Origin of the sequence: Streptomyces sp. WM6372 (genome assembly GCF_001279655.1) — a bacterium.
In the GTDB taxonomy this organism is placed as follows: domain Bacteria; phylum Actinomycetota; class Actinomycetes; order Streptomycetales; family Streptomycetaceae; genus Streptomyces.
Window position 1 is genome coordinate 91,738 of the sequence record NZ_LGDB01000001.1, and the last position, 26,117, is coordinate 117,854.

Sequence of the window (26,117 nt, forward strand, 5' to 3'; positions counted from 1 at the left end):
GAACGGGCACCTGGCTTGACGTGTGCTTGCCCTCCGGCAGACTGGGCGCCACATGCGCTCAGCCAGAGGCGTTGGGACACATCCCGAGGGGAAGCAACAGTCATGAGCCAGGACGGCACTCAGGGCCAGTACGCGGGCGGCTCTCTGGCCGGTGGCCGTTACCAGCTAAGGGACTTGCTGGGTGCGGGCGGTATGGCGTCCGTCTACTTGGCGTACGACTCGGCGCTCGACCGGCAGGTCGCCATCAAGACCCTGCACAGCGATCTCGGGCGGGAGCAGTCCTTCCGCGAGCGCTTCCGCCGTGAGGCGCAGGCTGTTGCGAAACTGTCGCACACGAACATCGTCTCGGTATTCGATACCGGCGAGGGTGAAGTGACGTTCAGCGGTCCCGGGGCGGGCGACGCCGCGGTGATGCCGTACATCGTCATGGAGTACGTGGAGGGCCAGCCCCTCGGCTCGGTCCTGGAGGCGGACATCCGCCAGTACGGGGCGATGCCGGCCGACAAGGCGCTGAAGGTGACGGCCGACGTGCTGGCCGCCCTGGAGGTCAGCCACGAGATGGGCCTGGTCCACCGCGACATCAAGCCCGGCAACGTGATGATGACCAAGCGCGGCCTGGTCAAGGTGATGGACTTCGGCATCGCCCGCGCCATGCAGTCGGGGGTCACCTCGATGACGCAGACCGGCATGGTCGTCGGCACCCCCCAGTACCTGTCGCCCGAGCAGGCGCTGGGGCGCGGGGTCGACGCCCGGTCCGACCTGTACTCGGTCGGCATCATGCTGTTCCAGCTGCTGACCGGCCGGATCCCGTTCGACGCGGACTCGCCGCTGGCCATCGCGTACGCGCACGTGCAGGAGGAACCGGTCGCTCCGTCCTCCATCAACCGCTCGGTCTCCCCGGCGATGGACGCGCTGGTGGCGCGGGCCCTGAAGAAGAACCCGAACGAGCGCTTCCCCACGGCCTCCGCCATGCGCGACGAGGTCGCGCGGGTGATGTCGGCCGGTCAGACCGGGGCGCCGGCGATCGTGCCCGGCACGCACGCGGGCGGCAGCGGGGCGGGCGTGGGCTCGGCCGTGTTCCCGCCGGTGGACTCCGGGTTCCAGGCGCCGCCGGCGCAGAGCCTGCAGCAGCCGTACGCGCCGTCCCCGTACGCGCCGCACACCCCGCCGCCGGTGCCGCAGCAGCACGGGCAGGGCGGGTACGCGTACCCGCCGCAGCAGCAGCCGGTCTCGCACCAGCAGTACGCGCCGCAGACGCCGCCGCCGTTCACCATCTCGCCGGCGGGCTCCACGACCCCGTCCGGCGGGGGCGGTGACAAGCGGAACACGCCGGTGATCGTCGGGGCGATCGTGGTGGCGCTCCTGGCCGTCGGCGGTCTGATCGCGGCGATCTCGATGAACGGCGACGGAGACAAGGGCAAGACCGGCGACACGGCCGCCTCTCCCGGGGCCTCCGCGGCCGCCTCGGGCTCGGCCAAGAGCGGCTTCAAGGGTCCGGACACCTCGCGCACGATCGACGCGGCCAAGTGCAAGGACCCGAGCAAGCACTACACCGACTCCACCAAGTACACGGCGCCCGACCTGCGCTACAAGAACCTGCTCTCGGTCAAGGCGTGCATCCAGGCCTCCGGCGGCAAGTACAAGATCGTCGACAAGGACGAGGCCGTGTACGGCAAGGACACCGTGCTGGACCAGAGCCCGCGCCCCGGGGACAAGATCGAGAAGGAAGGCACGGAGTACACGCTGACCGTGTCGACCGGCAATCCGGAGTAGCTCCCCTCGCGGCAGGAGCACGCCCCTCTCGCGGTACGGGCAGGCCCCCTCGCGCTACGGGCGGGCCTCCTCACGACACGGGCGGCCCTCTTCACGACACACCCGGCATCCCGGGCGACCCTGATGGGCCGCCCGGGATGCCGGTTTTGCCCCATTATGTGAACCTGAGCACAACATCTCGGCTGCTCGGGACGGGAGGGGCTCCCCGTGACTCAACGCCTCCGCGCGCAGCGCTGGCTGGCCGGGGCCGCAGTGGCCGCCGCCGCGCTGTCTCCCGCCGCCCCCGCCTCGTCCGCCTGGTCCGCCGCCGCCTCGTCCCCGGCCGGTCACGTCGCGGCGGTCCGGCCCCTCACCGCGGCCCTCCCCGGCCGGGCTCCCGCCGCCGCGCCGGAGACCGGCGATCCCGACGCCGACCCCGTGGCCGACGTACCGCACGAGGCGTACGAGGAGCTCGCCGGCAGCGCCGCCGGAGTCGGCCGGGAGCGGCCCGGACGACCCGCCGCCGAGCCCGCGAACCCCGAGACGGTGCTCGCCGCCCGCCCCCTCCCGGCACGCCCGCGCCACCGGCCGGCCAGTCCGCGGCCGGTCCCCCCGCCCCCGCCGAGCCCCCCGCCCGTGGTCACCGCGATCGGCACCGGGCCGAACGAGCGCGCCGCCGACCTGGCCGCGCACATACTGCCGCTCGGCACCGGATTCGCCCTGATGGGACTGGGTCTGGGCTACCTCGGGATGCGGCTGCGCAAGGGCCTCTGACGTCCCCGCACCCCCGTCCCCAGCCGGAGGCCGGGCCGCCCGTCCCCCTTCCGGCCTACACCTCAGGACGGTTGCGCGGGCCTGCATACTCGGTATACATACTGAGTATGTCGATCCGCCACGGCCTCCTCGCCCTGCTGGAAAGGGGTCCTCGGTACGGCTCTCAGCTGCGTACCGAGTTCGAATCCCGCACCGGCTCCACCTGGCCGCTCAACGTCGGGCAGGTGTACACCACCCTCGCCCGCCTGGAACGCGACGGCCTCGTCGCACCCGGCGGCGAAGACGCCGCCGGGCACACCCTCTACGCCATCACCGATTCCGGACGCGCCGAACTGCACCAGTGGTACGAGCGCCCCGTCGACCGCACCAACCCGCCCCGTGACGAGCTGTCCATCAAGCTCGCCATGGCCGTGGGCGCCCCCGGCGTGGACATCCGCGCCGTCATCCAGGCCCAGCGGCACGCCACGATCAAGGCGATGCAGGACTACACCCGGCTCAAGGCGCAGGCGCTCGCCGCGATCGAGAGCGGGAAGTCCCGCGAACGCGACGACGTGGCCTGGCTGCTGGTCCTGGAGCAGCTGATCTTCCAGACCGAGGCCGAAGCCCGCTGGCTCGACCACTCGGAAGCCCGCCTCATACGGCTCTCCCTGCCGGCCGACCGGAGAGCCGCTCCCGACCCGCCCCAGGCCACAGACGGCGGCGCCGCCGCCGACCCCGCGGCCGCCGCCGCACCGAAGTCCCACGCCTTCCGCACGCCGCGGGGCTGAAGCCACCACCGTCCCAGGGGGGACCTCCATGCCCGACCAGCAGTCCGCACCCCACATACCGTCCGAACGGCCGGTGCTCCAGCTCCAAAAGCTCGTCCGCACGCACGGCAGCGGCGCCACCGAGGTGCACGCCCTGCGCGGCATCGACCTGTCCGTCTACCCCGGCGAACTCGTCGCCGTCATGGGCCCCTCCGGTTCCGGCAAGTCCACGCTGCTGACCCTGGCCGGCGGGCTCGACACGCCCACCAGCGGCCACGTCATCGTCGAGGGCACCGACATCACCACCGCGAGCCGCAAGCAGCTGGCCGCGCTGCGCCGCCGCAGCATCGGGTACGTCTTCCAGGACTACAACCTGATCCCGGCCCTCACCGCCGCCGAGAACGTGGCACTGCCCCGGGAACTCGACGGGACCTCCGCCCGCAAGGCCCGCGTCTCGGCGCTGGCCGCCCTGGAGGAGATGGGCCTCGGGCAGCTCGCCGACCGCTTCCCCGACGAGATGTCCGGCGGCCAGCAGCAGCGCGTGGCCATCGCCCGCGCCCTTGTCGGCGACCGCCGCCTGGTCCTCGCGGACGAGCCCACCGGCGCGCTCGACTCCGAGACCGGCGAATCCGTCCTCGCCCTGCTGCGCTCGCGCTGCGACGCGGGCGCCGCCGGCATCCTCGTCACCCACGAACCGCGGTTCGCCGCCTGGGCGGACCGCGTGGTCTTCCTGCGCGACGGCAGCGTGGTCGACGAGACCCTGCGCAGCGAGGCCGATTCCCTGCTCTCCGGGCAGGCCGGCCGGTGAAGTCCTCGTACCACGGGTGGATCGCGGCCATCCGGATCGCCCGCCGCGACGCCTGGCGCGCCAAGGGCCGCAGCGCCCTCGTCCTCGCGATGATCGCCCTGCCGATCGTCGGCGTGAGCGCCGCCGACCTCACCACGCGCAGCGCCCAGCTCTCCCCCGAGCAGAAGGTCTCCCGTGCGATCGGCGCGGCCGACGCCCGGCTGAAGGACTCGGAGCTGAGCGGGCCCGTCTACCAGGACGTCGAGGGCAGGAACTCCACGCCCGTCGGCGGCTACGACAAGTACAACCCCCGGTCCGAGAAGGATCCCCGGCTCCTGACCTCCGCGATCCCGGCGGGCGCCCAGTCCCTCAAGGACAGTACGGCGCACAGCAAGATCCGTACGCGGTACGGCCTGTTGGAAACCGATCTGCGGGAGATCGACGCGGCCAGCCCGCTGGTCAAGGGCATGATCGAGATGAAGCGCGGCCGGCTGGCCCAGGAGGCGGGCGAGGTCGTCACCACGACCGCCTTCCTGAAGGAGTCCGGGTTCTTCGTGGGCTCCGAGTTCCGCGCGCGCGGCTCGGACACCTGGTACCGGATCGTGGGCGCGTACGAGCTGCCCTCCGACCTCAACAAGACCGAGATCCTCGCCCCGCCCGGCACCCTGCTGGCCCCGCTCGACAAGGCCTTCCAGGCCGCCGGGGTCCCCGGAGTGGTCGCCACCGACACCTACCTGGTGAAGATCGGCGGCGATGGTTTCACGTGGAACATGGTCAAGGCGCTCAATACGAAGAGCGTGCAGGTCGTCTCCCGCGCCGTGCAGCTCGACCCGCCCGCCGAGTCCGACGTGCCGTACATCGTCCAGCAGAAAGAACTCGGCTACTACCAGCCGGACAACGGGCTCCCGGCCACCGAAGTGGCCGTCCTGGCCACGGTCGTCGGCCTCGCGATGCTGGAGATCTGCCTGCTGGCCGGACCCGCGTTCGCGGTCGGCGCCCGGCGCTCGCGCCGCCAGCTCGGCCTGGTCGGCGCCAACGGCGGCGACCGGCGCCACATCCGGGCCATCGTGCTCTCCGGCGGCCTCGTCATCGGGGCCGCGGCCGCCGTCACCGGCACCGTCATCGGCATCGCCCTCACCGTGGGGCTGCGGCCGGTGCTGGAGGAGTATCTCGGCGCCCGCTTCGGCGGCTTCACGCTGCGCCCCCTGGAGATCCTCGGCATCGCCCTGCTCGCCGTCGTGACCGGCCTGCTGGCCGCGGTCGCCCCGGCCGTCACGGCCTCCCGGCAGACCGTGCTGGCCTCGCTGACCGGCCGTCGCGGGGTCCGCCGGGCCAACCGGGTGCTGCCCGTCCTCGGCCTGATCGCCCTCGCCGCCGGCGCCGCGATCGCCCTCTACGGCACGGCCTCCCGGATGGGCTCCACCGTCGTCGCGGGCGGCAGCGCCATCGCCGAGCTCGGCATCGTCGCCCTCACCCCGGTGCTGGTCGGCCTGTTCGGGCGGCTCGGGCGCTGGCTGCCGCTGTCGCCGCGGCTCGCGCTGCGCGACGCCGTACGCAACCGGGGCCGTACGGCTCCCGCCGTGGCCGCCGTACTGGCCGCCGTCGCCGGAACCGTCGCGGTGGCCACGTACCAGCACAGTGCGGAGATCCAGGCCCGCCACGAGTACATCGCCGATCTCCCGGACGGCGCCGGGGTGGTGTCGATCCACGAGCTCGGCCGCAGCAAGGACATGCCCGCCGTCCGCGAGGCCCTGACACAGGAACTCCCGCTCTCCGTACGGGCGGACGTGGACTACATCTCGTACGGCAAGCCCGGCTGCGAGCGCTTCACCGGCCCCGAAGGCTGCGGCCGGGCCGAGATCATGCGGCCCAAGGAGCAGCGCTGCCCGCTCTACGAGGCCAAGGACGGGATCGACTCGTTCAGCCCCGCGGAGAAGAAGACGCTGCGCAAGGACCCGCGGTGCACGTACAACCGGCACTCCGTGCAGTTCGCCGTGGTCGTCGCCGACGAGAAGCTGATGGCGGCGCTCGCGGTCACCGATCCGGGCGCGGTGTCCGCCCTGAAGGAGGGCAAGGGCGTCTCCTTCGACAAGCGCAACGTCAAGGACGGCAAGGTCACCGTCCGCCTGATCGACAACAAGCAAGACGTCTTCGAGCCGGGGGTCGACCCGAAGGGGGAGGACAAGGTCTTCGCCGTCCATCAGACTCCCGACACCGCCGAGGGGTACGGCCTGGAGCTCGTCCTGCCGCCCGGCACGGCCAAGAGCGCCGGACTGACCACCCTGCCGTTCGCCTCGTACTTCACCCTGGACGGCACGGCCACCAGCCGGCAGAAGCAGCGGGTGGCCGCGCGGATCGACCAGATCGGGGTGGAGGCCCCCGTCACCATCGAGGCCGGCTACCAGGCCCAGGCCGACATCACGATGCTGGCTCTGACCCTCTTCGCGGGCCTGGTCACCATCGGCGCGGCCGGCATCGCCACCGGACTCGCGCAGGCCGATGCCGAGGCCGATCTGAAGACCCTGGCGGCGGTCGGCGCCCCTCCGCGGGTGCGGCGCACACTCAGCGGCTTCCAGTGCGGGGTGGTGGCCCTGATGGGCGTGGTCCTGGGCTCGGCGGCGGGCATCCTGCCGGCGGTCGGCCTGCGGATGGTCCAGCGGCGGGAGACGGAACACCTCATGGAGATGGCCGGCGACGCGAAAGACGCGCTGTACGTGCCGATCGCGGTGCCGTGGGAGACCCTCGGCGGGCTGCTCGTCGTGGTCCCGCTGGGCGCGGCCCTGTTGGCCGCCCTGGTCACCAAGTCCAGCGGCGCCATGGCGCGGCGCGAGGCGGGCTGACGGTCACTGTGCGTTCTCGCCCCCGTACAGGGTGGATCACGCCCGTACGGGGGCACACCGTGTGAGTAAGACGGTGTGCGAGAGAATGACGGCATGGAGATGCCGAGGAGTGAACGGTCGCAGGACAGCCCCCCGCACGGCCTGATCGTGGGACAGGACGGGATGCCGGTCGGCGGCGCCGATGACGAGTCGCGCGAGGTCCCGGTGACGGAGATGGTCGAACAGCCCGCCAAGGTCATGCGGATCGGCAGCATGATCAAGCAACTTCTGGAAGAGGTCCGCGCCGCACCTCTGGACGAGGCCAGCCGGGTCCGTCTGAAGGACATCCACGCAGCGTCCGTGAAGGAGCTGGAGGACGGTCTGGCTCCCGAACTGGTGGAGGAACTGGAGCGCCTGTCGCTCCCCTTCACCGAGGAGGCGATCCCTTCCGAGGCGGAACTGCGGATCGCCCAGGCCCAGTTGGTGGGCTGGCTGGAGGGCCTGTTCCACGGCATCCAGACGGCGTTGTTCGCGCAGCAGATGGCCGCGCGGGCCCAGCTGGAACAGATGCGCCGCGCCCTCCCGCCGGGCGCCCCGACGGACGAGGAAGACGGCCACGGCGCCATCCGCTCCGGACCGTACCTGTAAGCGCCGATGTGACATGAGACCCGGGGTCCCGGGGGCACGAGCCCCGGGACCCCGGTCCCGTTTGAGCACCTGGTAAGTGCAGCTCCCCCCAGGGGACATGGGCCGCGCATACTCGGGGGTATGACCTACGACGCGATCGTCCTGGCCGGCGGCGCCGCGAGACGACTCGGCGGCGCGGACAAACCCGCCCTCCACGTCGGCGGGCGCGCGCTCCTCGACCGCGTCCTGGACGCCTGCGCCGACGCCGCCACCACCGTCGTGGTCGGCGGCCGCCGCCCCACCGCCCGCCCGGTCCGCTGGACCCGGGAGGACCCGCCCGGCGCCGGACCCGTCGCCGCCCTGGACGCCGGCCTGCGCGCGACCACCGCCGAGCTGGTCCTCGTCCTCTCCGCCGACCTGCCGTTCCTCGACCGGGCCACGGTCCGGACGCTGCTGGACTCCACCGGAGGCGACGGCGCCCTGCTGCGCGACCCCACCGGCCGCGACCAGCCCCTCGTCGCCGCCTACCGGGCCGAACCCCTGCGCCGCGAGATCGCGCTCCTGGCGACCGAGCACGGCACCCTCTCCGGCCTCCCCCTGCGCGCCCTCACCGCCGATCTCGACCTGGCCAAAGTGACGGATTCCGCGCCACTCGCCTCCTTCGACTGCGACACCTGGGAGGATCTCGCGGTCGCCCGAGCCCGGATCAGGGAGCATGGAAGCGTGCTGGACCAATGGATCACCGCCGTCAAGACCGAGCTGGGCATCGACCTCCCCGTCGACACCAAGATCCTGCTCGACCTCGCCCGTGACGCCGCACACGGCGTCGCCCGGCCCGCCGCCCCCCTGACCACCTTCCTGGTCGGCTACGCGGCCGCCCGGGCCGAAGCCACCGGTGCCGACCCCGCCACCGCAGTAGCCGAGGCCTCCCGCAAGGCCGCCGACCTGGCCCTGCGCTGGGCCGCCGAAGCCGAGGCCGAGGCCCGAGAGAACGGCTCAGGATGACCCCCACCGACGCCGACCACGCCCTCCGGGCCCTCGACGAGGCCCTGGCCCTGGTCAGCCGCGACCCCCGCTCCGCCGAGGCCTCCGGCGGCGGCCACCGCGCCGCCTCCTGGCCCAAGGCCCGGGAGGCCGCCGTCCACGCGGGCTCCGGCATCCGGCCCCGCACCCACCGGGTCCCCCTCGCCGACGCGCTCGGCGAGGTGCTGGCCCAGTCCCTGGACGCGCTCACCGACCTGCCGTCCTTCGACAGTTCCGCCATGGACGGCTGGGCCGTCGCCGGCCCCGGCCCCTGGACCGTCCGCCCCGGCGGCGGGGTGCTGGCCGGCTCCGACCGCCCCGAGCCGCTGGCCGACGGCGAGGCCGTACGGATCGCCACCGGCGCCCGGGTCCCCGCCGACACCACCGCCGTGATCCGCAGCGAGCACTCGCGCGAGTCCGGCACCCAGCTCCATGCCGACCGGGCCGTCCTCACCGGCCAGGACATCCGCCCGCGCGGCCAGGAATGCCGCTCCGGCGACCTGCTGCTGCCCGCCGGCTCCCTCGTCACCCCCGCCGTCCTGGGCCTCGCGGCGGCCGCCGGGTACGACGAGCTCACCACCCGGCCCCGGCCCCGCGTCGAGATCCTGGTACTCGGGGACGAGCTGCTCACCGAAGGCCGCCCGCACGACGGCCTGATCCGGGACGCCCTCAGCCCCATGCTCGGCCCCTGGCTCACCCGGCTCGGCGCCGAGGTCACCGCCACCCGGCGGCTCGGCGACGACCCGGCCGGAGCCAAGGCCCTGCTGGCCGCCGTCACCGACTCGGACGCCGACCTGGTCATCACCACCGGCGGCACCGCCTCCGGCCCCGTCGACCACGTCCATCCCGTCCTGCGGGAGGCCGGCGCCGAGCTGCTGGTCGACGGGGTCGCCGTACGCCCCGGGCACCCCATGCTGCTGGCCCGGCTCGGCGACCGCACGGACGGCCGCCACCTGGTCGGCCTGCCCGGCAACCCGCTCGCCGCCGTCTCCGGGCTGCTGACCCTCGCCGAACCGCTGCTGCGCGCCCTGGCCGGCCGCCGCCAGCGGCCCCGGTACACGGTCCCGGTGCAGGGCGACGTACCCGGCCACCCGTACGACACCCGGCTCGTGCCCGTCCTGCTGACCGACGAGCACGCCGTACCGCTGCGCTACAACGGTCCCGCGATGCTGCGCGGCGTGGCCGCCGCCGACGGGCTGGCCGTCGTACCGCCGCACGGCGCGCGCGACGGACAGGACCTGGAGATCCTGGATCTGCCGTGGGTCTCCGGGGGATGTTTCACGTGAAACTTCACGGCCACGACGCGATGGCCCGCGGCGCCGACGAGAAACTCGTCTCACGGCGCATCAAACTGCCCAGGCGCGTCGTGGAGAAGCCGCTCCGGCAGGTCGGCAAACGCCTGCTGATGGCCCTGTTCGTGCTGTTCCTGACGGTCCTGATCGTGTGGCTCGACCGCGACGGGTACCACGACAACGCCAACGAGCAGGTCGACTTCCTCGACTGCGTCTACTACGCCACGGTGACCCTGTCGACGACCGGCTACGGCGACATCGTCCCCTACAGCGACAGCGCACGACTGACCAACATCCTGCTGATCACTCCCCTGCGCGTGCTGTTCCTGATCATCCTGGTCGGAACCACACTGGAGGTCCTGACCGAGAAGACCCGGGAAGAGTGGCGGCTGAACCGCTGGAGGAAGAACTTGCGTGAGCACACGGTCGTCGTCGGCTTCGGCACCAAGGGCCGCTCCGCCCTGCAGACGCTGCTGGCCACCGGCCTCCACAAGGACCAGGTCGTCATCGTGGACCCGAGCGCCAAGGTGATCGACACGGCCAACGCGGAGGGCTTCACCGGAGTGGTCGGCGATGCCACGCGCTCCGATGTCCTGCTCCGCGCCGAGCTCCAGAAGGCCCGTCAGATCGTCATCGCCACGCAGCGGGACGACACGGCCGTACTGGTCACGCTGACGGCGCGGCAGATGAACCGCGGAGCGAAGATCGTCGCGGCGGTCCGCGAGGAGGAGAACGCGCCGCTGCTGCGCCAGTCCGGCGCGGATGCCGTCATCACGAGCGCGAGCGCCGCCGGCCGGCTGCTGGGACTCTCGGTGCTGAGCCCGAGCGCGGGCACGGTGATGGAGGACCTGATCCACCAGGGCAGCGGACTGGACCTGATCGAGCGGCCCGTGCGCAAGGCCGAGGTCGGCAAGGGCGTACGGGAGATGGAGGACCTGGTGGTGAGCGTGTTGCGCGGCCACCGGCTGCTCGGGTACGACGACCCGCACGCGAGCCCGCTCCAGCTGACGGACCGTCTCATCACCATCGTGCGGGCGGCGCCGCCCTCTTCGCCGAAGGTGACGCTGGGGCCGGCGGACTAGGCCCGGAAGAGACGGCCTGGCGAACCCGCCGCGGAGTTGGCGTACCCTCCGGGCCATGCATGCGATCACCATCGAACAGCCCGGCGGCCCCGAGGCCCTCGTCTGGGCCGAGGTACCCGATCCGGTGGCCGGCGAGGGCGAGGTCCTCGTCGACGTCGCGGCGAGCGCCGTGAACCGCGCCGACATCCTCCAGCGCCAGGGGTTCTACGATCCCCCGCCCGGCGCCTCCCCCTACCCCGGCCTGGAGTGCTCGGGGCGGATCGCCGCCCTCGGCCCGGGGGTGTCCGGCTGGGCGGTGGGCGACGAGGTGTGCGCCCTGCTCGGCGGCGGCGGGTACGCGGAGCGCGTGGCCGTCCCGGCGGGCCAGCTGCTGCCGGTCCCGGCCGGCGTGGACCTGGTCACGGCGGCGGCACTGCCCGAGGTGGTCTGCACGGTGTGGTCGAACGTGTTCATGGTGGCGGGCCTGCGCCCCGGCGAGACGCTGCTGGTGCACGGCGGCTCCAGCGGCATCGGCACGATGGCGATCCAGCTGGCGAAGGCGGTGGGCGCCACGGTGGCGGTGACCGCGGGCGGCCCGGAGAAACTGGCCCGCTGCAAGGAGCTGGGCGCGGACATCCTGATCGACTACCGCGAGCAGGACTTCGTGGCGGAGCTGCGGGCCGCGACGGGCGGCGCCGGGGCGGACGTGATCCTGGACATCATGGGCGCGAAGTACCTGGCACGGAACCTGGACGCGCTGGCCGTGAACGGCCGGCTCGCGGTGATCGGGCTCCAGGGCGGGGTGAAGGCGGAGCTCAACCTGGGCGCGCTGCTGGCGAAGCGGGCGGCCATCACCGCCACCTCCCTGCGGGCGCGCCCGCTGGAGGAGAAGGCGGCCATCGTCGCCGCCGTACGGGAACACGTCTGGCCGCTGGTGGCCACGGGCCGGGTGAACCCGGTGGTCCACGGGTCGTTCCCGATGCACGAAGCGCCCGAGGCCCACCGCACGATGGAATCCAGCACCCACGTGGGCAAGCTCCTGCTGACCACCTGAACGGCCGGTCCCCGCTCATCGGGCCTCCCTCCCCACCCGGGGAGGGAGGCCCGACCGGCACCCGTTACAGCGAACGCAGCAGCACGGCCGGGGACTCGACGCAGTCCGCCACGTAGCGGAGGAAGCCGCCCGCCGTACCGCCGTCGCAGACCCGGTGGTCGAACGTCAGGGACAGCTGGACGACCTGGCGGACCGCCAGCTCACCCTGGTGGACCCACGGCTTCGCCATGATCCGGCCGACGCCGAGCATGGCCGCCTCCGGGTGGTTGATGATCGGCGTCGAGCCGTCCACACCGAACACCCCGTAGTTGTTCAGGGTGAACGTGCCCCCGGTGAGGTCGGCCGGGGCCAGTTTCCCGGCCCGGGCGAGCTCGGTCAGACGGGCGAACTCCGCCGACAGCGACTCCGGGTTGCGGGCCTGCGCGTCCCGGACCACCGGGACCACCAGCCCGCGCTCCGTCTGCGCCGCGAAGCCCAGGTGCACGGACGGCAGCCGTACGATCTCGTTCGCCGCGAGGTCCACGGTCGAGTTGAGCTCGGGGTACTTCGCCAGCGCGGCCGTGCAGATCCGGGCCAGCAGCGCCAGCACCGAGATCTTCGGGCCGCCCACGGCGTTCATCGCGGCCCGGGCCGCCATCAGCTCGGTCGCATCGGCGTCGACCCAGCACGTGGCGTCCGGGATCTCCCGGCGGCTGCGCGACAGCTTCTCGGCCACCACGCCCCGCAGGCCCTTCAGCGGCACCCGCTCGCCCGCCGGCGCGGCCGCCGCGGGGGCGCCAAGGGCGCCAGGGGCGGCGACGGGAGCCGGCTCCGGCGCCCGGAGCGCCGCCTCCACGTCCGAGCGCAGGATCAGCCCCTCGGGTCCGGATCCGCTCAGCCCGCGCAGGTCGATCCCGTGGTCCCGCGCCAGCTTGCGCACGAGCGGCGAGATCACGGCGACGGGACCGGTCGCAAGGGGAGCGGTGGCGACGGGAGCGGTCGCCGGGGGAGCGGTCGCGATGGGAGCGGGTGCGGGAGCAGCGGCACCAGCCGGCGCTGCGGAGCCAGGTCGCACCCGCCTCCGACGCGCCGTACGCGAGTGGTCCGTCCCGTAGCCGACCAGGACGTTGCCCGAGCCGGAATCCTCGGGCTCCGCCTCCGGGGCCGCCCCCGCACCCACCGCCACCGTGATCAGCGGTGCTCCGACGGGGAGTTCCGTGCCCTCCTCCCCGAACCTGGCGGTGACCACACCGCCGTACGGGCACGGCACCTCCACCATCGCCTTGGCCGTCTCGACCTCGACCACCGGCTGGTCGATGGCGACGACGTCGCCCACCGCCACCAGCCAGCGGACGATCTCGGCCTCGGTCAGTCCCTCCCCGAGGTCGGGGAGCTTGAACTCCATTACCTGCGGCATCAGTTCTCCCACTGCAGGCGGGCCACGGTGTCCAGGATCCGGTCCACACCGGGCAGATGGTGCTTCTCCAGCATCGGCGGCGGGTACGGGATGTCGAAGCCCGTCACCCGCAGCACCGGCGCCTCCAGGTGGTGGAAGCACTTCTCCTGGATGCGGGCGACGAGCTCCGCGCCCGGTCCGCCGAAGCCGTTCGCCTCGTGGACCACCACCGCGCGCCCCGTGCGGCGTACGGACGCCACGACCGTCTCCTCGTCGAACGGGACGAGCGAGCGCAGGTCCACGACCTCCAGGTCCCAGCCCTCCTCGCGCGCCGCCTCGGCCGCCTCCAGGCACACCGGCAGCGAGGGCCCGTACGTGATCAGCGTGGCGCTCGTGCCGGTACGCCGGACGAGTGCCTTCCCGATCCCCGGCACGGCGGCCGGCGTCGCCGGGTTCCACTCCGCCTTCGACCAGTACAGCCGCTTCGGCTCCAGGAAGACCACCGGGTCGTCGCTCGCGATCGACGCGCGCAGCAGCCCGTACGCGTCCTCGACGGTCGCCGGGGTCACCACGTGCAGGCCGGGGGTGGCCACGTAGTACGCCTCGGAGGAGTCGCTGTGGTGCTCCACCCCGCCGATCCCGCCGCCGTACGGCACCCGGATGGTGATCGGGAGCGGCATCGCGCCGCGCGTCCGGTTGCGCATCTTCGCCACGTGCGAGATCAGCTGCTCGAACGCCGGGTACGCGAACGCGTCGAACTGCATCTCCACGACCGGCCGCAGCCCGTACATGGCCATGCCGACCGCGGCGCCCAGGATCCCGGCCTCCGCGAGCGGGGTGTCCGTGCAGCGCTCCTCGCCGAACTCCTTCGCGAGGCCGTCCGTGATCCGGAAGACCCCGCCCAGCGTGCCGACGTCCTCGCCCATGACGTGGACCGTCGGGTCCTCCGCCATCGCGTCGCGCATGGCCCGCTGCAGGGCCTGCGCCATCGTCGCCGGCTTCACGGCCACCGTGGTCACGACTGCTCCTCCGCGTCGAGCTCGGCGCGCAGCATCTCCGCCTGCTCGCGGAGCCGGCCGGTCTGCTCCGCGTAGACGTTTTCGAACAGGTCCATCGGGTCGAGCACGGGCTCGGCGTTCATCCGCTCGCGCAGGGTCGCGGCCATCGCCTCGGCGGCGTCCTTGGCCTCCTGGATGCCCGCCTCGTCCAGCATTCCGCGGGCGGTCAGCTCGCGCTCCAGCAGATCCACCGGGTCGTGTGCCTTCCATGCCTCGACCTCGGCGTCACCGCGGTAGCGGGTCGCGTCGTCGGCGTTCGTGTGGGCCTCGATGCGGTACGTGACCGCCTCGATCAGCGTCGGTCCGCCGCCGGCCCGGGCCCGCCGGACGGCCTCGGACAGCACCTCGTGCACGGCGGCGATGTCGTTGCCGTCGACGAGGCGGCCGGGCATCCCGTACCCGACGGCCTTGTGGGCCAGGGTGGGGGCGGCGGTCTGCTTGGCCAGCGGTACCGATATCGCGAAGCCGTTGTTCTGGACGAGGAAGACCACCGGGGCCTGCCAGACGGCCGCGAAGTTCAGCGCCTCGTGGAAATCGCCCTCGCTGGTGCCGCCGTCGCCCACCAGGGCGAGTGCGACCACGTCGTCGCCGCGCAGGCGGGCCGCGTGCGCCAGGCCGACCGCGTGCGGCAGCTGGGTGGCGAGCGGGGTGCTCAGCGGGGCGATCCGGTACTCGCGCGGGTCGTACCCGGTGTGCCAGTCGCCGCGCAGCAGGGTGAGCGCCTGGACGGGGTCCAGCCCTCGTGCCACGGCCGCGAGGGTGTCGCGGTAGCTCGGGAAGAGCCAGTCCTGCTCCTCCAGGACCAGGGCGGCCGCGATCTCGCAGGCCTCCTGGCCGACGGTGGAGGGGTACACGGCCAGTCGGCCCTGCCGGGTGAGGGCGGTGGCCTGGGCGTTGTACCGGCGGCCGCGCACCAGCTCGGCGTAGCAGCGGCGCATCAGCTCGGGGTCGAGCTTCTCGGCGGCCGGCGTGCCCAGCACCCGGTACGGCTCGGGGTCCGGGAGCAGCGGGGCGGCATCCGTACGGGGCCTCCAGGCGGGCGGCGGGGTGGAGCGGTGGGATGCACCGGCACCGGGCAGCTCTTGGACCGTCATGGCGGCGTACACCTCCTCGTGGGAAGCGGGCAGGGCGACTCGGCTGTGAGGCGCCTCACCAACCGATTGTTCGGTCGATGGCGCAATTTGGCTACAGGCGGCTCCAGGCTGTGGACAAAGTGGCGCCGGGGCCCTGGGATGGGTGCAGGACGTCCAGGAGAGGGAGGCAGTGGGCAATGCCGGATGAACAAATGGCCGCACCGGGTTCCACGCCGGGTTCCGCGCCGGTGCCGCCGGGCGGTGCGCCTTCGGCCCCACAGACCCCTCCGACCCCGCCGCGCCCCCTTGATCCCATCGACCGTTCGATCATGCGTCTGCTCCAGGCGGACGGCCGCGCGTCGATACGGTCGGTGGCCGAGCAGGTCCACGTCTCGCGCGCGAACGCCTACGCCCGGATCAACCGGCTGATCGACGATGGCGTGATCCGCGGGTTCACGGCCCGCGTCAACCATGAAAGAGCGGGCCAGGGCGCCTCCGCGTACATCACCCTGAAGATCGTCCAGAACTCCTGGCGCACGGTCCGCGAGAAGCTCCGCGAGCTCCCGGGAGCGGCCCACATCGCCCTGGTCAGCGGTGATTTCGACGTCCTGCTGCTGGTTCACACCCCGGACAACCGGACGCTGCGCGAGCTGGTCCTGACCCGCCTCCAGTCCATCCCGGAGGTCCTGTCGACCCGCACCCTGCTGGTGTTCGAGGAAACGGATCTGCTCGATTCCGCTCCCGGCCCGAACGGCTCCCCGGCGATCTCCGAGGAGTAGCGGGCCCGGAACCGCCCGGAAACCGCCCCGGACCCCGCCGGGCACGGAAGAGCCCCGGGAGGGGCCGTGAGGGCCGTCCCGGGGCTCCGTACGAGGCCGGTTAAGCGGTTACTTGGTCTCGTAGTAGCCGAACATGTCGACGATCAGGTCCGTGGTGTCCCAGCTCTGGTTCCAGAAGTCGACGACGCCGTTGACGCCGCCGGAGCTCGCCTGGACCAGGTTCGGGACGGTCTGGCCGGCCGTCCAGTTGAGGGTCGACGACGTGGGCCGCGCCGGGGTGACCGCGGTGTCGTTGCCGTACTGCTCCGGGTGGTTCGGGTCCGGGGCGACCGACAGGAACCCGTCCTGCTTCGTGTTGGTCACCGTCGTGTTCAGGACGTACCCCGCGATGCCCTCCTCGTCCGTGGAGATCGGCATCCAGATGTAGCCGCGGGCGTACATCGGGCCGTGGCCCCAGGCGCGGGTGTCGAGCTTGCGGCGCGGCGCGAGGGGCATGAAGGCCCCGGAGCTGTCCGGGCTGTAGTAGCCGACGACGTCGACGATGACGTCGGTGCCCGCCCAGGCGCCGTTGAAGATGTTGACCTTGCCGTCGGCACCGACGGGGACGATCACCGAGTTGGCGACGGTCTGCTTGGCCTTGAAGTTCACGTTGGACGTGTTCGGGGCCTGCTGACCGCTCGGGTAGGCCGTGAGGTGGCCGTCCTCGCGCGGGTTGGTGGCGGTCACGTTCAGCGCCACGGCGGTGGCGTTGCCCGGCACGTACCAGCCGCCCAGCTGCACGCCCATGGACTTGCGGCCGCCGAGCTGGCCCTGGGGCGCGCCCTGGCCGGAGCGGGTGTCCACGGCGCGGACCGGGTTCATCGGCGTGTAGCCGCTGGCCGCGGTGCGGGTGAAGTAGCCCGTGATGTCCGCGATCAGGTCGATCGCCGTCCAGCTGCCGTTGTAGAGCTCGACGGTGCCGTCCTTGCCGACCGGCACGATCACCATGTTCGGGACGGTCTGCGCGGCCACGAAGTTGACGTTGGACGTCGTCGGACGCGTGGTGCCACCGGGGAACACCGTCACGTGACCGGGGTTCGAGGTGTTGGTCGCGGTGACGTTCAGGGCGACGGCCGTGACGCCCGCCGGGATCTTGCCGTTGCCGGCGATCTTCACCTTGGTCGAGGAGTACGCCTGGGCCATGCCCCGCGGGGCTCCGATGCCTTCCCGGGTGTCCAGGAGGCGGGTCGGGGCGTACGGGGTGAAGTCCGAGCCGACCGTGGAGAGCGGCAGCTCGTTGACGGACTCGGCCTGGTTCACCGAGTCCGTCACGGTGACCTTGACCTTGTACTCACCGAGCTCGGCGTAGCTGTGCTTGAGCGACACCTCCTGGCCCGGGTAGCCGTCGGAGCCGTCGGTCGTGCCGTCGCCCCAGTCGTAGGTGATCTTGAGCGTGGCGCCCGCGGCGCTGACGACCTGGGCCCGCAGCTCGATGCCGTGCGCGGAGACGCTCTTCGCGTCGAGGACGAGGCCCAGCTCCGGATTGCCGGCGGCGGCGGTCTCCGCGCCCTGCGCGGTCGCGGCGGCCTTGTTCTTGCCCTGCGTGGCCGGCAGGGTCTTGCGGACCGAGCGCTCGACCGGGCTGTGGAAGGTCTTGACGTCGGACGCACCGAGCTTGGCCAGGTCCGCTCCGGGAGCGGACACCCCCTTGGCCACCGGCGCGGACGGCCCCCCGGCCGGACCGGCCGCCTGGGCCAGACCCGGGATGAAACCAACGCTGGCCGCGACGACAACGGCAGCGGAAACTACAAGACGGCGACTGCGCACCGGCCCCCCATTTTCTGTTACTGCTTGAACGCGTTCGAAAGCTCGCTCATCGTACAGAGTTCGCACAGCAATTCATCAGAAAATATGCGGCCTGATCGTACGGATCATGGCGGGGAGCTAGCCGCGCACCGTCCGCAGGCCGTCCAGGGCCATGTGGACCACCGCGTCGGCCAGTTGGTCCGCGGTCGTACCGGGGTGCGGGCGGTACCACTCCACCAGCGAGTTCACCATGCCGAACAGCAGGCGGGTGGCCAGCCGGATGTCCACGTCCGCCCGCAGGTCCCCGTCCGCCGCCGCGGCCTTCAGCAGTTCCGCGACCTGGTGGTCGAACTCGCGGCGGCGCTCCAGGGCCCAGCGCTCGGTCCGGGTGTTGCCCCGTACCCGCAGCAGCAGCGTCACGTACGGGAGCTCCGCGACCAGGACCTCGACCGTGCGGCGCGTGACGTACTCGACCCGCTCGACCGCCCGGCCGCGTACCGCGCCCGGCTCCTCCAGTACGGCGAAGAGCCCGTCGAGCGCGCGGCTGACGGCGCGCTGCAAGAGCTCCTCCTTGCCCGCCACGTGGTGGTAGATCGAGGACTTCGAGATGCCCGCCGCCTTGGAGAGGTGCTCCATGGAGGTGCCGTCGTACCCGCGCTCGTTGAATACCTGGACGGCGACGGACAGGAGCGTCTCGGGGGTGTAGGTGTCCCGCTTGGCGGTGGTCATGCAGTCTCCTCCGCCGCGCCGTCTTCGCCCTCTTCGCCTTCTTCGTCCTCTGTGTAGCCGAGTTTGAACAGCGCCAGCGAGGGCGCGTAGCGGCCGCCGGGACAGCGCTCGTCGAGGTGGTGCAGCAGGTCGTACGCCCAGTCGCGGCCGAGCCGGTCGTGCCATTCGGACGGGCCCAGCGGGTAGTTGACGCCGAGCCGCATCGCCGTGTCGATGTCCTCGGCGGTGGCCGCGCCGCGCGCGACGGCGTCGGCGGTCAGGTCGATCAGCATCGCGACGGTACGGGCCACGATCATGCCGGGCACGTCGCCGATGACGGAGACCTTCTTGCCGAGCTTCTGGAACAGGCCGACCGCCTCGGCGAGGGTCCGCTCGCTGGTGTCCTCGCCGGCGGAGAGCGCGATCCGGGTGGCCCCGCGGTAGTCGAGCGCGAGGTCGAAGTAGACGACGTCGGCGAACTCGATCGAGGTCTTGCCGTCCGCGAGCACCAGCTGGCCCTCACCGGGCAGCTGGATGTACGGGCCCCCGTGCTCGGTGGAGGTGACCGCGATCCCGGCCTCCTCCAGCAGCTCGACGAGCCCGGCGGCGGGACCGAGGTCGCCGACCACGGTGACCTTCTCCGGGGCCTCCTCGGAAGCGGCGGTGTGCGGGGCCGGAACCTCGGCGTCCGGGCCGTACGGGAACCAGCCGTGCCCCGACTTGCGGCCCAGGCGGCCCGACTGGACCAGCCGGCGCTGCGCGAGGGACGGGGTGAACTTGGGGCTCCGGAAGAACGACTCCCACACGGAGCGGGTGACGGCCTCGTTGACGTCCTGGCCGATCAGGTCGGTCAGCTGGAACGGGCCCATCTTGAAGCCGCCGCTCTCGCGGAGCACGGCGTCGATGGTGGCCGGGTCGGCGCCCTGCTCCTCGTACACCGCGAAGGCCTCGGCGTAGAAGGGGCGGGCGATCCGGTTGACGATGAAGCCGGGGGTGTCGGCGCAGCGGACCGGCGTCTTCCCCCAGCCCAGCACGGTGGCGTACGCGCGCTCGGCGGCGGCCGGGTCGGTCGCGAAACCGCTGACCACCTCGACGAGCGGGAGCAGCGGGGCCGGGTTGAAGAAGTGCAGGCCGAGGAAGCGGCCGGGGTGCGCGAGGCCGGCGGCGAGCTCGGTCACGGAGAGGGAGGAGGTGTTGGTGGCCAGCAGGGCGTCCGGCGAAACCACCTCTTCGAGGGCTTCGAAGAGCGCGCGCTTGACGGCGACGTCCTCGACGACGGCCTCGATGACGAGCGCGGCGCCCGCGAGGTCGGCGAGGGCGGAAGCCGCTTCGATCCGGCCGATCGCGTCCTCGGCCTCGGTGCGATCGAGGCGGCCCTTGGCGGCCATGCGGTCGACGCGGTCCTGGACGATGCCGACGCCGCCGGCGGCGAGCGTGCCGTTGATGTCGTAGATCAGCACCCGGTGACCTGCGAGGAGGGCGACCTGGGCGATGCCCTGTCCCATGGTGCCGGCGCCGACGACCGCCACAGTTCGGGCCCGCTCGATTGCTGTCATGTCCTGATCCTCCCGCACCGGGTTATCCACAGGCCCGCCGGGCCCTCTTGTCCCGACCGATCGTTCGGTTACTCTAACTCCAGTCTGCTCTTCTTCACCCGCCCCTGCCTGATCTCAGTCTGCGACCCAGCCTGATCTTGCCCGGCTCAACGAGGAGTTGGTCCCTGATGGCCGCCGAGCTCACCGTCCCCCTGCTGTCCGACAAGCACCGGTCCACGCTGGACCAGGCCCTGGCGGCCATCCGCAGCCGCGCCTACTGGTCCCCGCATCCGGAGCACCCCAAGGCCTACGGCGAGACCGCGCCGGCCGACGGGCTCGCCGCCTTCGAGGCCGTCCGCGGCGCCCGCTTCGACCTGGACCAGCCCGGCACCGACGGCTGGACCGGCGGCGAGGTGTCCCCGTACGGCCCCGAGCTGGGCGTCGAGTACCCGCACGTCGACCCGGACGTGCTGCTGCCCGCTATGAAGGCCGGCATGGGCGCCTGGCGGGACGCCGGGCCCGAGGCCCGCGCCCTGGTCTGCATCGAGATCCTGGCCCGGATCGGCGCGCGGACGCACGAGTTCGCGCACGCGGTCATGCACACCAGCGGCCAGGCCTTCATGATGGCGTTCCAGGCGGGCGGCCCGCACGCACAGGACCGCGGCCTGGAGGCGGTGGCGTACGCGTACGAGGAGCAGACCCGCGTCCCCGGCCAGGCCGATTGGTCGAAGCCGCAGGGCAAGAGGGACCCGCTGGAGCTCGGCAAGACCTTCACGGCCGTGCCGCGCGGCATCTCCCTGATGATCGGCTGCAACACCTTCCCGACCTGGAACGGCTACCCGGGCCTGTTCGCCTCCCTGGCCACGGGCAACGCGGTGCTGGTCAAGCCGCACCCGCGCGCCGTGCTCCCGCTGGCCCTGACGGTGAAGGTGGCCCGCGAGGTCCTCGCCGAGGCGGGCTTCGACCCGAACCTCGTGGCGCTGGCCGTGGAGCGGCCGGGCGAGGGCATCGCCAAGACCCTGGCCGTCCGCCCCGAGATCAAGCTGATCGACTACACCGGCTCGACCGAGTTCGGCGACTGGCTGGAGACCAACGCCCGCCAGGCCCAGGTCTACACGGAGAAGGCCGGCGTCAACACGGTCGTCGTCGACTCGACCTCGAACTACAAGGGGATGCTCTCCAACCTGGCGTTCTCCCTGTCCCTGTACAGCGGCCAGATGTGCACCACCCCGCAGAACCTGCTGATCCCGCGGGACGGCATCGAGACGGACGCCGGCCACAAGTCGTACGACGAGGTCGTCGCGGACCTCGCGGCCTCGGTCGGCGGCCTGCTGGGCGACGACGCCCGGGCCAACGCGCTGCTCGGCGCCCTGGTCAACCCGGACGTCAAGACCCGCCTGGAGGCGGCTGCCGGCCTCGGTGAGGTGGCACTGGCCTCGCGCGAGGTGGTGAACCCGGAGTTCCCGGACGCGGTGGTCCGTACGCCGGTGATGGTGAAGCTGGACGCCTCCAAGCCGGATCCGGAGGCCCCGTACCTGTCGGAGTGCTTCGGCCCGGTGTCCTTCGCGGTGGCCGTGGACTCGACGGCCGACGCCCTGGACCTCCTGCGCCGCACGGTGCGGGAGAAGGGCGCGATGACGGTCGGCGCCTACACCACGTCGGCCGACACCGAGCGGGCCATCGAGGAGGTCTGCCTGGAGGAGTCGGCGCAGCTCTCCCTGAACCTGACGGGCGGGGTCTACGTCAACCAGACCGCGGCCTTCTCGGACTTCCACGGCTCGGGCGGCAACCCGGCCGCCAACGCGGCCCTCTGTGACGGGGCCTTCGTCTCGAACCGCTTCCGCATGGTGGAGATCCGCCGCCAGGCCTGAGGCCGCGGACGGGCGGGCCCGGCGTGGCGGCGCCGGGCCCGCTTGACCCTCGACCTGGTGGAGGTCCCAGAGTCGTGGGCGTGGAGAGCGACATGCGCAGCATCGGCGAGATGGGCCGCGACAGCGGGCTGGGGGTGAGCGCCCTGCGGTTCTACGACCGCGCGGGCGTCCTCGTACCGGCATGGGTCGATCCGGTGACCGGGTACCGCTGGTACGCGCCCGAGCAGCTCGGCGAGGCGCGGCTGCTGGCCCGGCTGCGGCGCTCGGGGATGCCGCTCGCGGACATCCGGCTGGTGCTGGCCGGCTGGGCCGGCGGGGAAACCGGTCTGGTGCCCCGGCTGCTCGACGGGCATCTGCGGCGGCTCGAACGCGGGCTGGCCGAAGCGCGCGAGGAACTCTCCACGGTACGGGCCCTACTCGGACACCAGGAGACCTCCATGACCACCGCCCCCGCCACCACCACCGCCCGGCTCACCGTTGCGGGCGGCGAGCTCGCGGCCGCGCTGGACGCCGTACGCTTCGCCGCCGGGACCGACCCCGAGCTCTCGATGCTCGGCGGGATCCACTTCGACATCGAGGGCGGGGCCCTGCACCTCGTGGCCACGGACCGCTACCGGATGGCCGTCGCCCGCACGTCCGCCACCGGCCACGACGGCGGGCGGGTCCAGGCGACCGTGCCCACCCCGCTCGCGGACGCGATGCGCGCCCTGCTGACCGACGGGGCCCCGGCCCGCCTCACCGTGGACGGGGACAAGGTGGAGCTGGAGACCCAGGGCCGCCAGGTCGCCGGGCAGGGCCTCGGCGAGGAGTTCCCCGACTACCGCCGCCTCAGCCGGCTGCCCGAGGGCCGCCGCCTCACCCTGGACGTACCGGCCCTGCGCCGGGCCCTCGCGGCGCAGGACGGCGAGGTGTGCGTCCTCACCCTGACCGACACCGTGACCGTCGGCGACGACGACTCCACCGGTGACCGGGTCGGGGTCAACCCCGCCTTCCTGCTCGACGCGCTCGCCGCCGGGGAGGAGATGCTGCTGGAGTACGTCGGCCCCAAGGCCCCGCTCGTCCTCCTGCGCCGCGACGTCGAGGACGCCTTCTCGCTCCTGATGCCGGTCAGTCTCGAGGCATGACCTTCGGCCCGCCCCAGTGGAAGAGGGTCATGGCCACGCTGGTGGCCAGGTTGTAGCTGGAGACCTGCGGTCGCATCGGCAGGGAGACCAGGTGGTCGGCCCGTTCGCGCAGCTCGGGTGAGATGCCGTGCCGCTCCGAGCCGAAGGCGAGCAGGGCGTCGTCCGGGAGGGTGAGGGCGCGGATGTCCTCGCCCTCCGGGTCGAGTGCGTAGAGCGGCCCGGCGGGCAGGGCGTCGAGCTCCACCCGGTCCACGGTGGTGGCGTAGTGCAGCCCCGCTCCGGCGCGGACCACGTTGGGGTGCCAGGGATCGAGATCGCCGCGGGTGACGACACCGGTGGCGCCGAACCCCGCCGCGAGCCGGACGACCGCGCCGACGTTGCCGAGGTTGCGGGGGTTGTCGAGCACGACGACGGGCGCGGTCCGGGGCTGCCGGTCGAGCCGGGCCCGCCCTTCGGCCCGGTCGGGCCGCACGGCCAGCGCCGCCACCCCGGTGGGATGCACCCGGTTCACGAGCGTCCGCAGCTCGCCCCCGCGCACCAGCCGCCCCACCTCGCCCGCGACGTCCGGAGCCAGCTCGGCGGCCAGCGCCCGTACGGCATCGGGATCGTCGGCCACGACGACCCGCACGTCGGCCCCGAACCGCAGGGCGTGCTTCAGCGCGTGGAACCCGTCGAGGAGTACGAGGTCCCCCCGCTCGGCGGCCTCCCGCCACTGCCGTGCGCTCTCGTCGGGGCTCCCGTCGGGGCTCCCGTGATGGCTCCCGTCGGGGCTCCCGTGCTGCTCAGTCATACCGCCGAGCGTACGGGCCGCGGTTCCGGGGCCGGCTCCGGCTCCGGCACCGGCACCGGAGCGGGCCGCACCGGTCGCCGCGCGGCGACCCGCGCCCCGAGCCAGACCAGGAACGCCGTCGGCAGGAACACCGCGTCGGCGGCGATCATCGCCAGGGAGAAGAACGGCAGCCCCAGCAGCACGGCGATCCCCGCGTGCTCCAGCATCATCAACGCCAGCAGCACGTTCTTGATCCGCCGGTTGAACACGGTGAACGGAAACGCGACCTGCACCGCCACCGTCCCGTACGACAGCAGCATCACCACCGTCCCGCTCCCCGCCAGCACCGCGGACAGCCCCGGCCACGGCGTGAAGTAGTCCAGCCCGAGCGGGTAGTACAGCGCGGTCCCGTCCTGCCAGCGCGATCCCTGGATCTTGTACCAGCCGGCCGTCGCGTAGATCAGGCAGACCTCCGCCATGATCACCAGCAGCCCGGCGTTGTGGACCAGGTTCGCCAGGACGTCCAGGACCGCCCGCCCCTCGCCCTGCGGTTCGTACCGGTCCACCATCCACCACAGCGCGCACACGACCCACAGTGCCGCGAAGGCCGCCAGCCAGCCGTAGCCGAACCGATCCGTCACCGCCCCGTACGCGAACAGAACGCCCAGCACGCCCCACAGCACCGGCCCGGCCGCCCCCGCCGAGGCCGACCCCCGCAGCCGCGCGCGCCGCGCGTCCAGCGACCACACCTGCGCGCACCGCGTCAGCACCAGGTACATCGCCATCAGGTGGATGACGTTGTCCCCGCCGTCGCCCATGAACACGCTGCGGTTCTGCAGCGACAGCACGCCGACCATGAACACCACGGACGTCGCGCGCGTCCGCCAGCCCAGCATCAGCAGCAGGCTGGACAGCACCGACACCGCGTAGACGGTCTGGAACCACAGCTCCGAGTCCGACCACATCAGCACCGAGAAGGCGTGGTTCGAGGCGATCAGCCGCTCCGCCAGCCCGAAGCTCCAGGGTCCGCCCGGCCCGTAGAGCTCGCTGCGGTGCGGGAACTCCCGCAGCAGGAAGAACAGCCAGGTCCCCGAGAAACCGATCCGGACGACGGCGCTCTGGTACGGCCCCAGGGCTCGCCCGCTGACCTGGGCGACCGCCCGGCCGGCGGCGGCCCGTACCCGCGCGGCCGCCCGCGCAGCCGCCGGAGCGGCCGCCGGTGCCCGCCTCACACCGTCCACCACGGCAGCTCCCGGTAGTACGTCTGGGTGTCGGTCTTCTCGTCGCTCCACGGCGGGGCCGCCACCGCCCGCGTCGCCGAGCGCAGCTGGATCCGCACGATCTCGCCCCGGGCGATCCCGTCGTCCGCGAGCCGGTTCAGCGCGATCCGCCGCAGGTACTGCTCCGACAGATCGCCGCGCTCGCCGATCGGCTTGTTGTCCTCGTCGTGCGAGCCGGTGAAGAAGTCCCAGGCCCGGCGCAGCTCGTTCTGGCGCGTGTGGCTCGGCAGCAGGCCGTGCCGGATGGCCGCGCCGTCCTGCGCGGACAGGTCGCGCCAGCCGCCGGCGACCGGTGCGCCGCCGGGCGCGCGGACCTCCGCCCGTACCTCCACCGCGATGTTCTGCTGGAGCGGGTTGGGGGCGAAGAGCTTCCAGTTCTGCTCGAACTCGGGGTAGATCCAGTCGTCGACCGTCTGCGCGTGCCGCTTGCTCACCGTGTTGGACGGGGCGACGTGCAGGAAGACCAGCGCCAGGTGCCCGCAGGCGGCGAGGCCCACGGCTGCCAGGGCGAGGGCCGCCAGGACCCGGTACGGGGCGGACAGGCCCGCGATCCCGGGAGCCCGCGCGGGCTCCGCCGGGTCGGCGGGCAGCTCGGCCAGGGGCTCGACGGGCGGATCCGCCGGGGGACGGGCCGACGGGACGGCTACCGCGGCGACGGGCTGGGGAACCGGCGGATCGGCCGGCGGAACAGCTGCTTCCGCGGGCTCGCGCTCGTTCGATTCCATCCCGCCCCGATCATCCGGCGTCCACAGGGTTGACCTCAGAGGTTGACACCCTACGGGCCGCCGACCCACCATTGAAGAGTACGAACCGAACGATCGGTCG

The 26,117-nt window shown here is 72.7% G+C and carries 22 protein-coding genes; 13 read left to right on the forward strand and 9 right to left on the reverse strand.

The window, feature by feature from the left end; all coding sequences use genetic code 11:
• Positions 1 to 102 precede the first annotated feature (102 nt).
• The 10 genes from ADK52_RS00450 to ADK52_RS00495 all read left to right on the forward strand — a co-directional run bounded on the left by ADK52_RS00450 (position 103) and on the right by ADK52_RS00495 (position 11,935).
• Entirely contained in the window at positions 103 to 1,773 is a 1,671-nt protein-coding gene (locus tag ADK52_RS00450) for a protein kinase domain-containing protein (protein ID WP_053687801.1), read from the forward strand.
• A gap of 207 nt (positions 1,774 to 1,980) precedes the next feature.
• Positions 1,981 to 2,526 carry a hypothetical protein gene (locus ADK52_RS00455; protein WP_053687802.1) on the forward strand — a complete coding sequence of 182 codons (546 nt, stop codon included), beginning with the start codon at positions 1,981 to 1,983 and terminating at the stop codon, positions 2,524 to 2,526.
• 107 nt (positions 2,527 to 2,633) lie between these two features.
• A complete protein-coding gene (locus ADK52_RS00460) occupies positions 2,634 to 3,293 on the forward strand; it encodes a PadR family transcriptional regulator (RefSeq protein WP_053687803.1) in 660 nt (219 codons plus the stop codon).
• A 28-nt stretch (positions 3,294 to 3,321) separates the two neighbouring features.
• The gene (locus ADK52_RS00465) at positions 3,322 to 4,080 is read left to right on the forward strand and encodes an ABC transporter ATP-binding protein (RefSeq protein WP_053687804.1); all 759 of its coding nucleotides are present in this window, start codon (positions 3,322 to 3,324) and stop codon (positions 4,078 to 4,080) included.
• On the forward strand, positions 4,077 to 6,899 hold the full coding sequence (locus ADK52_RS00470) for an ABC transporter permease (protein ID WP_053687805.1): 2,823 nt from the start codon (positions 4,077 to 4,079) through the stop codon (positions 6,897 to 6,899). Before ADK52_RS00465 ends, ADK52_RS00470 begins: the two co-directional genes overlap by 4 nt.
• Before the next feature lie 93 nt (positions 6,900 to 6,992).
• The gene (locus ADK52_RS00475) at positions 6,993 to 7,526 is read left to right on the forward strand and encodes a bacterial proteasome activator family protein (protein WP_030153082.1); all 534 of its coding nucleotides are present in this window, start codon (positions 6,993 to 6,995) and stop codon (positions 7,524 to 7,526) included.
• A 120-nt stretch (positions 7,527 to 7,646) separates the two neighbouring features.
• Positions 7,647 to 8,510 (forward strand): NTP transferase domain-containing protein, encoded by an 864-nt coding sequence (locus ADK52_RS00480; protein ID WP_053687806.1) that lies wholly within the window; start codon positions 7,647 to 7,649, stop codon positions 8,508 to 8,510.
• A complete protein-coding gene (locus ADK52_RS00485) occupies positions 8,507 to 9,814 on the forward strand; it encodes a molybdopterin molybdotransferase MoeA (RefSeq protein ID WP_078987758.1) in 1,308 nt (435 codons plus the stop codon). Before ADK52_RS00480 ends, ADK52_RS00485 begins: the two co-directional genes overlap by 4 nt.
• Positions 9,802 to 10,902 (forward strand): potassium channel family protein, encoded by a 1,101-nt coding sequence (locus tag ADK52_RS00490; RefSeq protein ID WP_053687807.1) that lies wholly within the window; start codon positions 9,802 to 9,804, stop codon positions 10,900 to 10,902. Before ADK52_RS00485 ends, ADK52_RS00490 begins: the two co-directional genes overlap by 13 nt.
• A gap of 55 nt (positions 10,903 to 10,957) precedes the next feature.
• Complete coding sequence (locus tag ADK52_RS00495; RefSeq protein ID WP_053687808.1) at positions 10,958 to 11,935, forward strand: NAD(P)H-quinone oxidoreductase; 978 nt, start codon at positions 10,958 to 10,960, stop codon at positions 11,933 to 11,935.
• A 64-nt stretch (positions 11,936 to 11,999) separates the two neighbouring features.
• Here the strand turns inward: ADK52_RS00495 and ADK52_RS00500 are convergent, their stop codons facing one another.
• From ADK52_RS00500 to pdhA, 3 genes are read right to left on the reverse strand one after another with little or no spacing between them, the layout of a single operon-like run.
• Entirely contained in the window at positions 12,000 to 13,331 is a 1,332-nt protein-coding gene (locus ADK52_RS00500; RefSeq protein WP_053687809.1) for a dihydrolipoamide acetyltransferase family protein, read from the reverse strand.
• Positions 13,331 to 14,299, reverse strand: coding sequence for an alpha-ketoacid dehydrogenase subunit beta (locus tag ADK52_RS00505; RefSeq protein WP_234343255.1), 969 nt, complete (start codon positions 14,297 to 14,299; stop codon positions 13,331 to 13,333). The genes ADK52_RS00500 and ADK52_RS00505 overlap by 1 nt, the downstream gene beginning before the upstream one ends.
• Positions 14,300 to 14,325: 26 nt before the next feature.
• On the reverse strand, positions 14,326 to 15,462 hold the full coding sequence (gene pdhA, locus ADK52_RS00510; protein ID WP_053687917.1) for a pyruvate dehydrogenase (acetyl-transferring) E1 component subunit alpha: 1,137 nt from the start codon (positions 15,460 to 15,462) through the stop codon (positions 14,326 to 14,328).
• Positions 15,463 to 15,638: 176 nt separating this feature from the next.
• On the opposite strand from pdhA, the gene ADK52_RS00515 reads away from it, so the two are divergent.
• Positions 15,639 to 16,220 carry an Lrp/AsnC family transcriptional regulator gene (locus ADK52_RS00515; RefSeq protein ID WP_078987760.1) on the forward strand — a complete coding sequence of 194 codons (582 nt, stop codon included), beginning with the start codon at positions 15,639 to 15,641 and terminating at the stop codon, positions 16,218 to 16,220.
• Between the two features lie 108 nt (positions 16,221 to 16,328).
• On the opposite strand, the gene ADK52_RS39195 is transcribed toward ADK52_RS00515, so the two are convergent.
• The 3 genes from ADK52_RS39195 to ADK52_RS00530 all read right to left on the reverse strand — a co-directional run bounded on the left by ADK52_RS39195 (position 16,329) and on the right by ADK52_RS00530 (position 20,269).
• Positions 16,329 to 17,903, reverse strand: coding sequence for a PKD domain-containing protein (locus ADK52_RS39195; RefSeq protein WP_063783737.1), 1,575 nt, complete (start codon positions 17,901 to 17,903; stop codon positions 16,329 to 16,331).
• Between the two features lie 240 nt (positions 17,904 to 18,143).
• The gene (locus ADK52_RS00525) at positions 18,144 to 18,734 is read right to left on the reverse strand and encodes a TetR/AcrR family transcriptional regulator (protein WP_030153098.1); all 591 of its coding nucleotides are present in this window, start codon (positions 18,732 to 18,734) and stop codon (positions 18,144 to 18,146) included.
• Entirely contained in the window at positions 18,731 to 20,269 is a 1,539-nt protein-coding gene (locus ADK52_RS00530) for a 3-hydroxyacyl-CoA dehydrogenase (protein ID WP_053687811.1), read from the reverse strand. The genes ADK52_RS00525 and ADK52_RS00530 overlap by 4 nt, the downstream gene beginning before the upstream one ends.
• A 167-nt stretch (positions 20,270 to 20,436) precedes the next feature.
• Between ADK52_RS00530 and paaN the strand changes: the two genes are divergently transcribed.
• Complete coding sequence (gene paaN / locus ADK52_RS00535; protein ID WP_053687812.1) at positions 20,437 to 22,119, forward strand: phenylacetic acid degradation protein PaaN; 1,683 nt, start codon at positions 20,437 to 20,439, stop codon at positions 22,117 to 22,119.
• Between the two features lie 80 nt (positions 22,120 to 22,199).
• Positions 22,200 to 23,243, forward strand: a complete 1,044-nt coding sequence (locus ADK52_RS00540; protein WP_234343253.1) for a MerR family transcriptional regulator — start codon at positions 22,200 to 22,202, stop codon at positions 23,241 to 23,243.
• Here ADK52_RS00540 and ADK52_RS00545 read toward each other — a convergent pair.
• The 3 genes from ADK52_RS00545 to ADK52_RS00555 are packed head-to-tail and all read right to left on the reverse strand — an operon-like array spanning position 23,227 to position 26,017.
• Complete coding sequence (locus tag ADK52_RS00545; protein WP_053687813.1) at positions 23,227 to 24,033, reverse strand: TrmH family RNA methyltransferase; 807 nt, start codon at positions 24,031 to 24,033, stop codon at positions 23,227 to 23,229. The genes ADK52_RS00540 and ADK52_RS00545 overlap by 17 nt on opposite strands.
• Positions 24,030 to 25,244, reverse strand: coding sequence for an HTTM domain-containing protein (locus tag ADK52_RS00550; RefSeq protein WP_078987799.1), 1,215 nt, complete (start codon positions 25,242 to 25,244; stop codon positions 24,030 to 24,032). Before ADK52_RS00550 ends, ADK52_RS00545 begins: the two co-directional genes overlap by 4 nt.
• Positions 25,241 to 26,017 (reverse strand): DUF5819 family protein, encoded by a 777-nt coding sequence (locus ADK52_RS00555; protein ID WP_234343254.1) that lies wholly within the window; start codon positions 26,015 to 26,017, stop codon positions 25,241 to 25,243. The genes ADK52_RS00550 and ADK52_RS00555 overlap by 4 nt, the downstream gene beginning before the upstream one ends.
• Positions 26,018 to 26,117 lie beyond the last annotated feature (100 nt).

What these genes read in the sequence shown, in the direction of transcription:
- ADK52_RS00450 (WP_053687801.1), top strand. Translation starts at nt 103, where the DNA reads ATGAGCCAGGACGGCACTCAGGGCCAGTACGCGGGCGGCTCTCTGGCC.
- ADK52_RS00460 (WP_053687803.1), top strand. Translation starts at nt 2,634, where the DNA reads ATGTCGATCCGCCACGGCCTCCTCGCCCTGCTGGAAAGGGGTCCTCGG.
- ADK52_RS00465 (WP_053687804.1), top strand. Translation starts at nt 3,322, where the DNA reads ATGCCCGACCAGCAGTCCGCACCCCACATACCGTCCGAACGGCCGGTG.
- ADK52_RS00475 (WP_030153082.1), top strand. Translation starts at nt 6,993, where the DNA reads ATGGAGATGCCGAGGAGTGAACGGTCGCAGGACAGCCCCCCGCACGGC.
- ADK52_RS00480 (WP_053687806.1), top strand. Translation starts at nt 7,647, where the DNA reads ATGACCTACGACGCGATCGTCCTGGCCGGCGGCGCCGCGAGACGACTC.
- ADK52_RS00485 (WP_078987758.1), top strand. Translation starts at nt 8,507, where the DNA reads ATGACCCCCACCGACGCCGACCACGCCCTCCGGGCCCTCGACGAGGCC.
- ADK52_RS00490 (WP_053687807.1), top strand. Translation starts at nt 9,802, where the DNA reads ATGTTTCACGTGAAACTTCACGGCCACGACGCGATGGCCCGCGGCGCC.
- ADK52_RS00495 (WP_053687808.1), top strand. Translation starts at nt 10,958, where the DNA reads ATGCATGCGATCACCATCGAACAGCCCGGCGGCCCCGAGGCCCTCGTC.
- ADK52_RS00500 (WP_053687809.1), bottom strand. Translation starts at nt 13,331, where the DNA reads ATGCCGCAGGTAATGGAGTTCAAGCTCCCCGACCTCGGGGAGGGACTG.
- ADK52_RS00505 (WP_234343255.1), bottom strand. Translation starts at nt 14,299, where the DNA reads ATGGCGCAGGCCCTGCAGCGGGCCATGCGCGACGCGATGGCGGAGGAC.
- pdhA (WP_053687917.1), bottom strand. Translation starts at nt 15,462, where the DNA reads ATGACGGTCCAAGAGCTGCCCGGTGCCGGTGCATCCCACCGCTCCACC.
- ADK52_RS00515 (WP_078987760.1), top strand. Translation starts at nt 15,639, where the DNA reads ATGCCGGATGAACAAATGGCCGCACCGGGTTCCACGCCGGGTTCCGCG.
- ADK52_RS00525 (WP_030153098.1), bottom strand. Translation starts at nt 18,734, where the DNA reads ATGACCACCGCCAAGCGGGACACCTACACCCCCGAGACGCTCCTGTCC.
- ADK52_RS00530 (WP_053687811.1), bottom strand. Translation starts at nt 20,269, where the DNA reads ATGACAGCAATCGAGCGGGCCCGAACTGTGGCGGTCGTCGGCGCCGGC.
- paaN (WP_053687812.1), top strand. Translation starts at nt 20,437, where the DNA reads ATGGCCGCCGAGCTCACCGTCCCCCTGCTGTCCGACAAGCACCGGTCC.
- ADK52_RS00545 (WP_053687813.1), bottom strand. Translation starts at nt 24,033, where the DNA reads ATGACTGAGCAGCACGGGAGCCCCGACGGGAGCCATCACGGGAGCCCC.
- ADK52_RS00555 (WP_234343254.1), bottom strand. Translation starts at nt 26,017, where the DNA reads ATGGAATCGAACGAGCGCGAGCCCGCGGAAGCAGCTGTTCCGCCGGCC.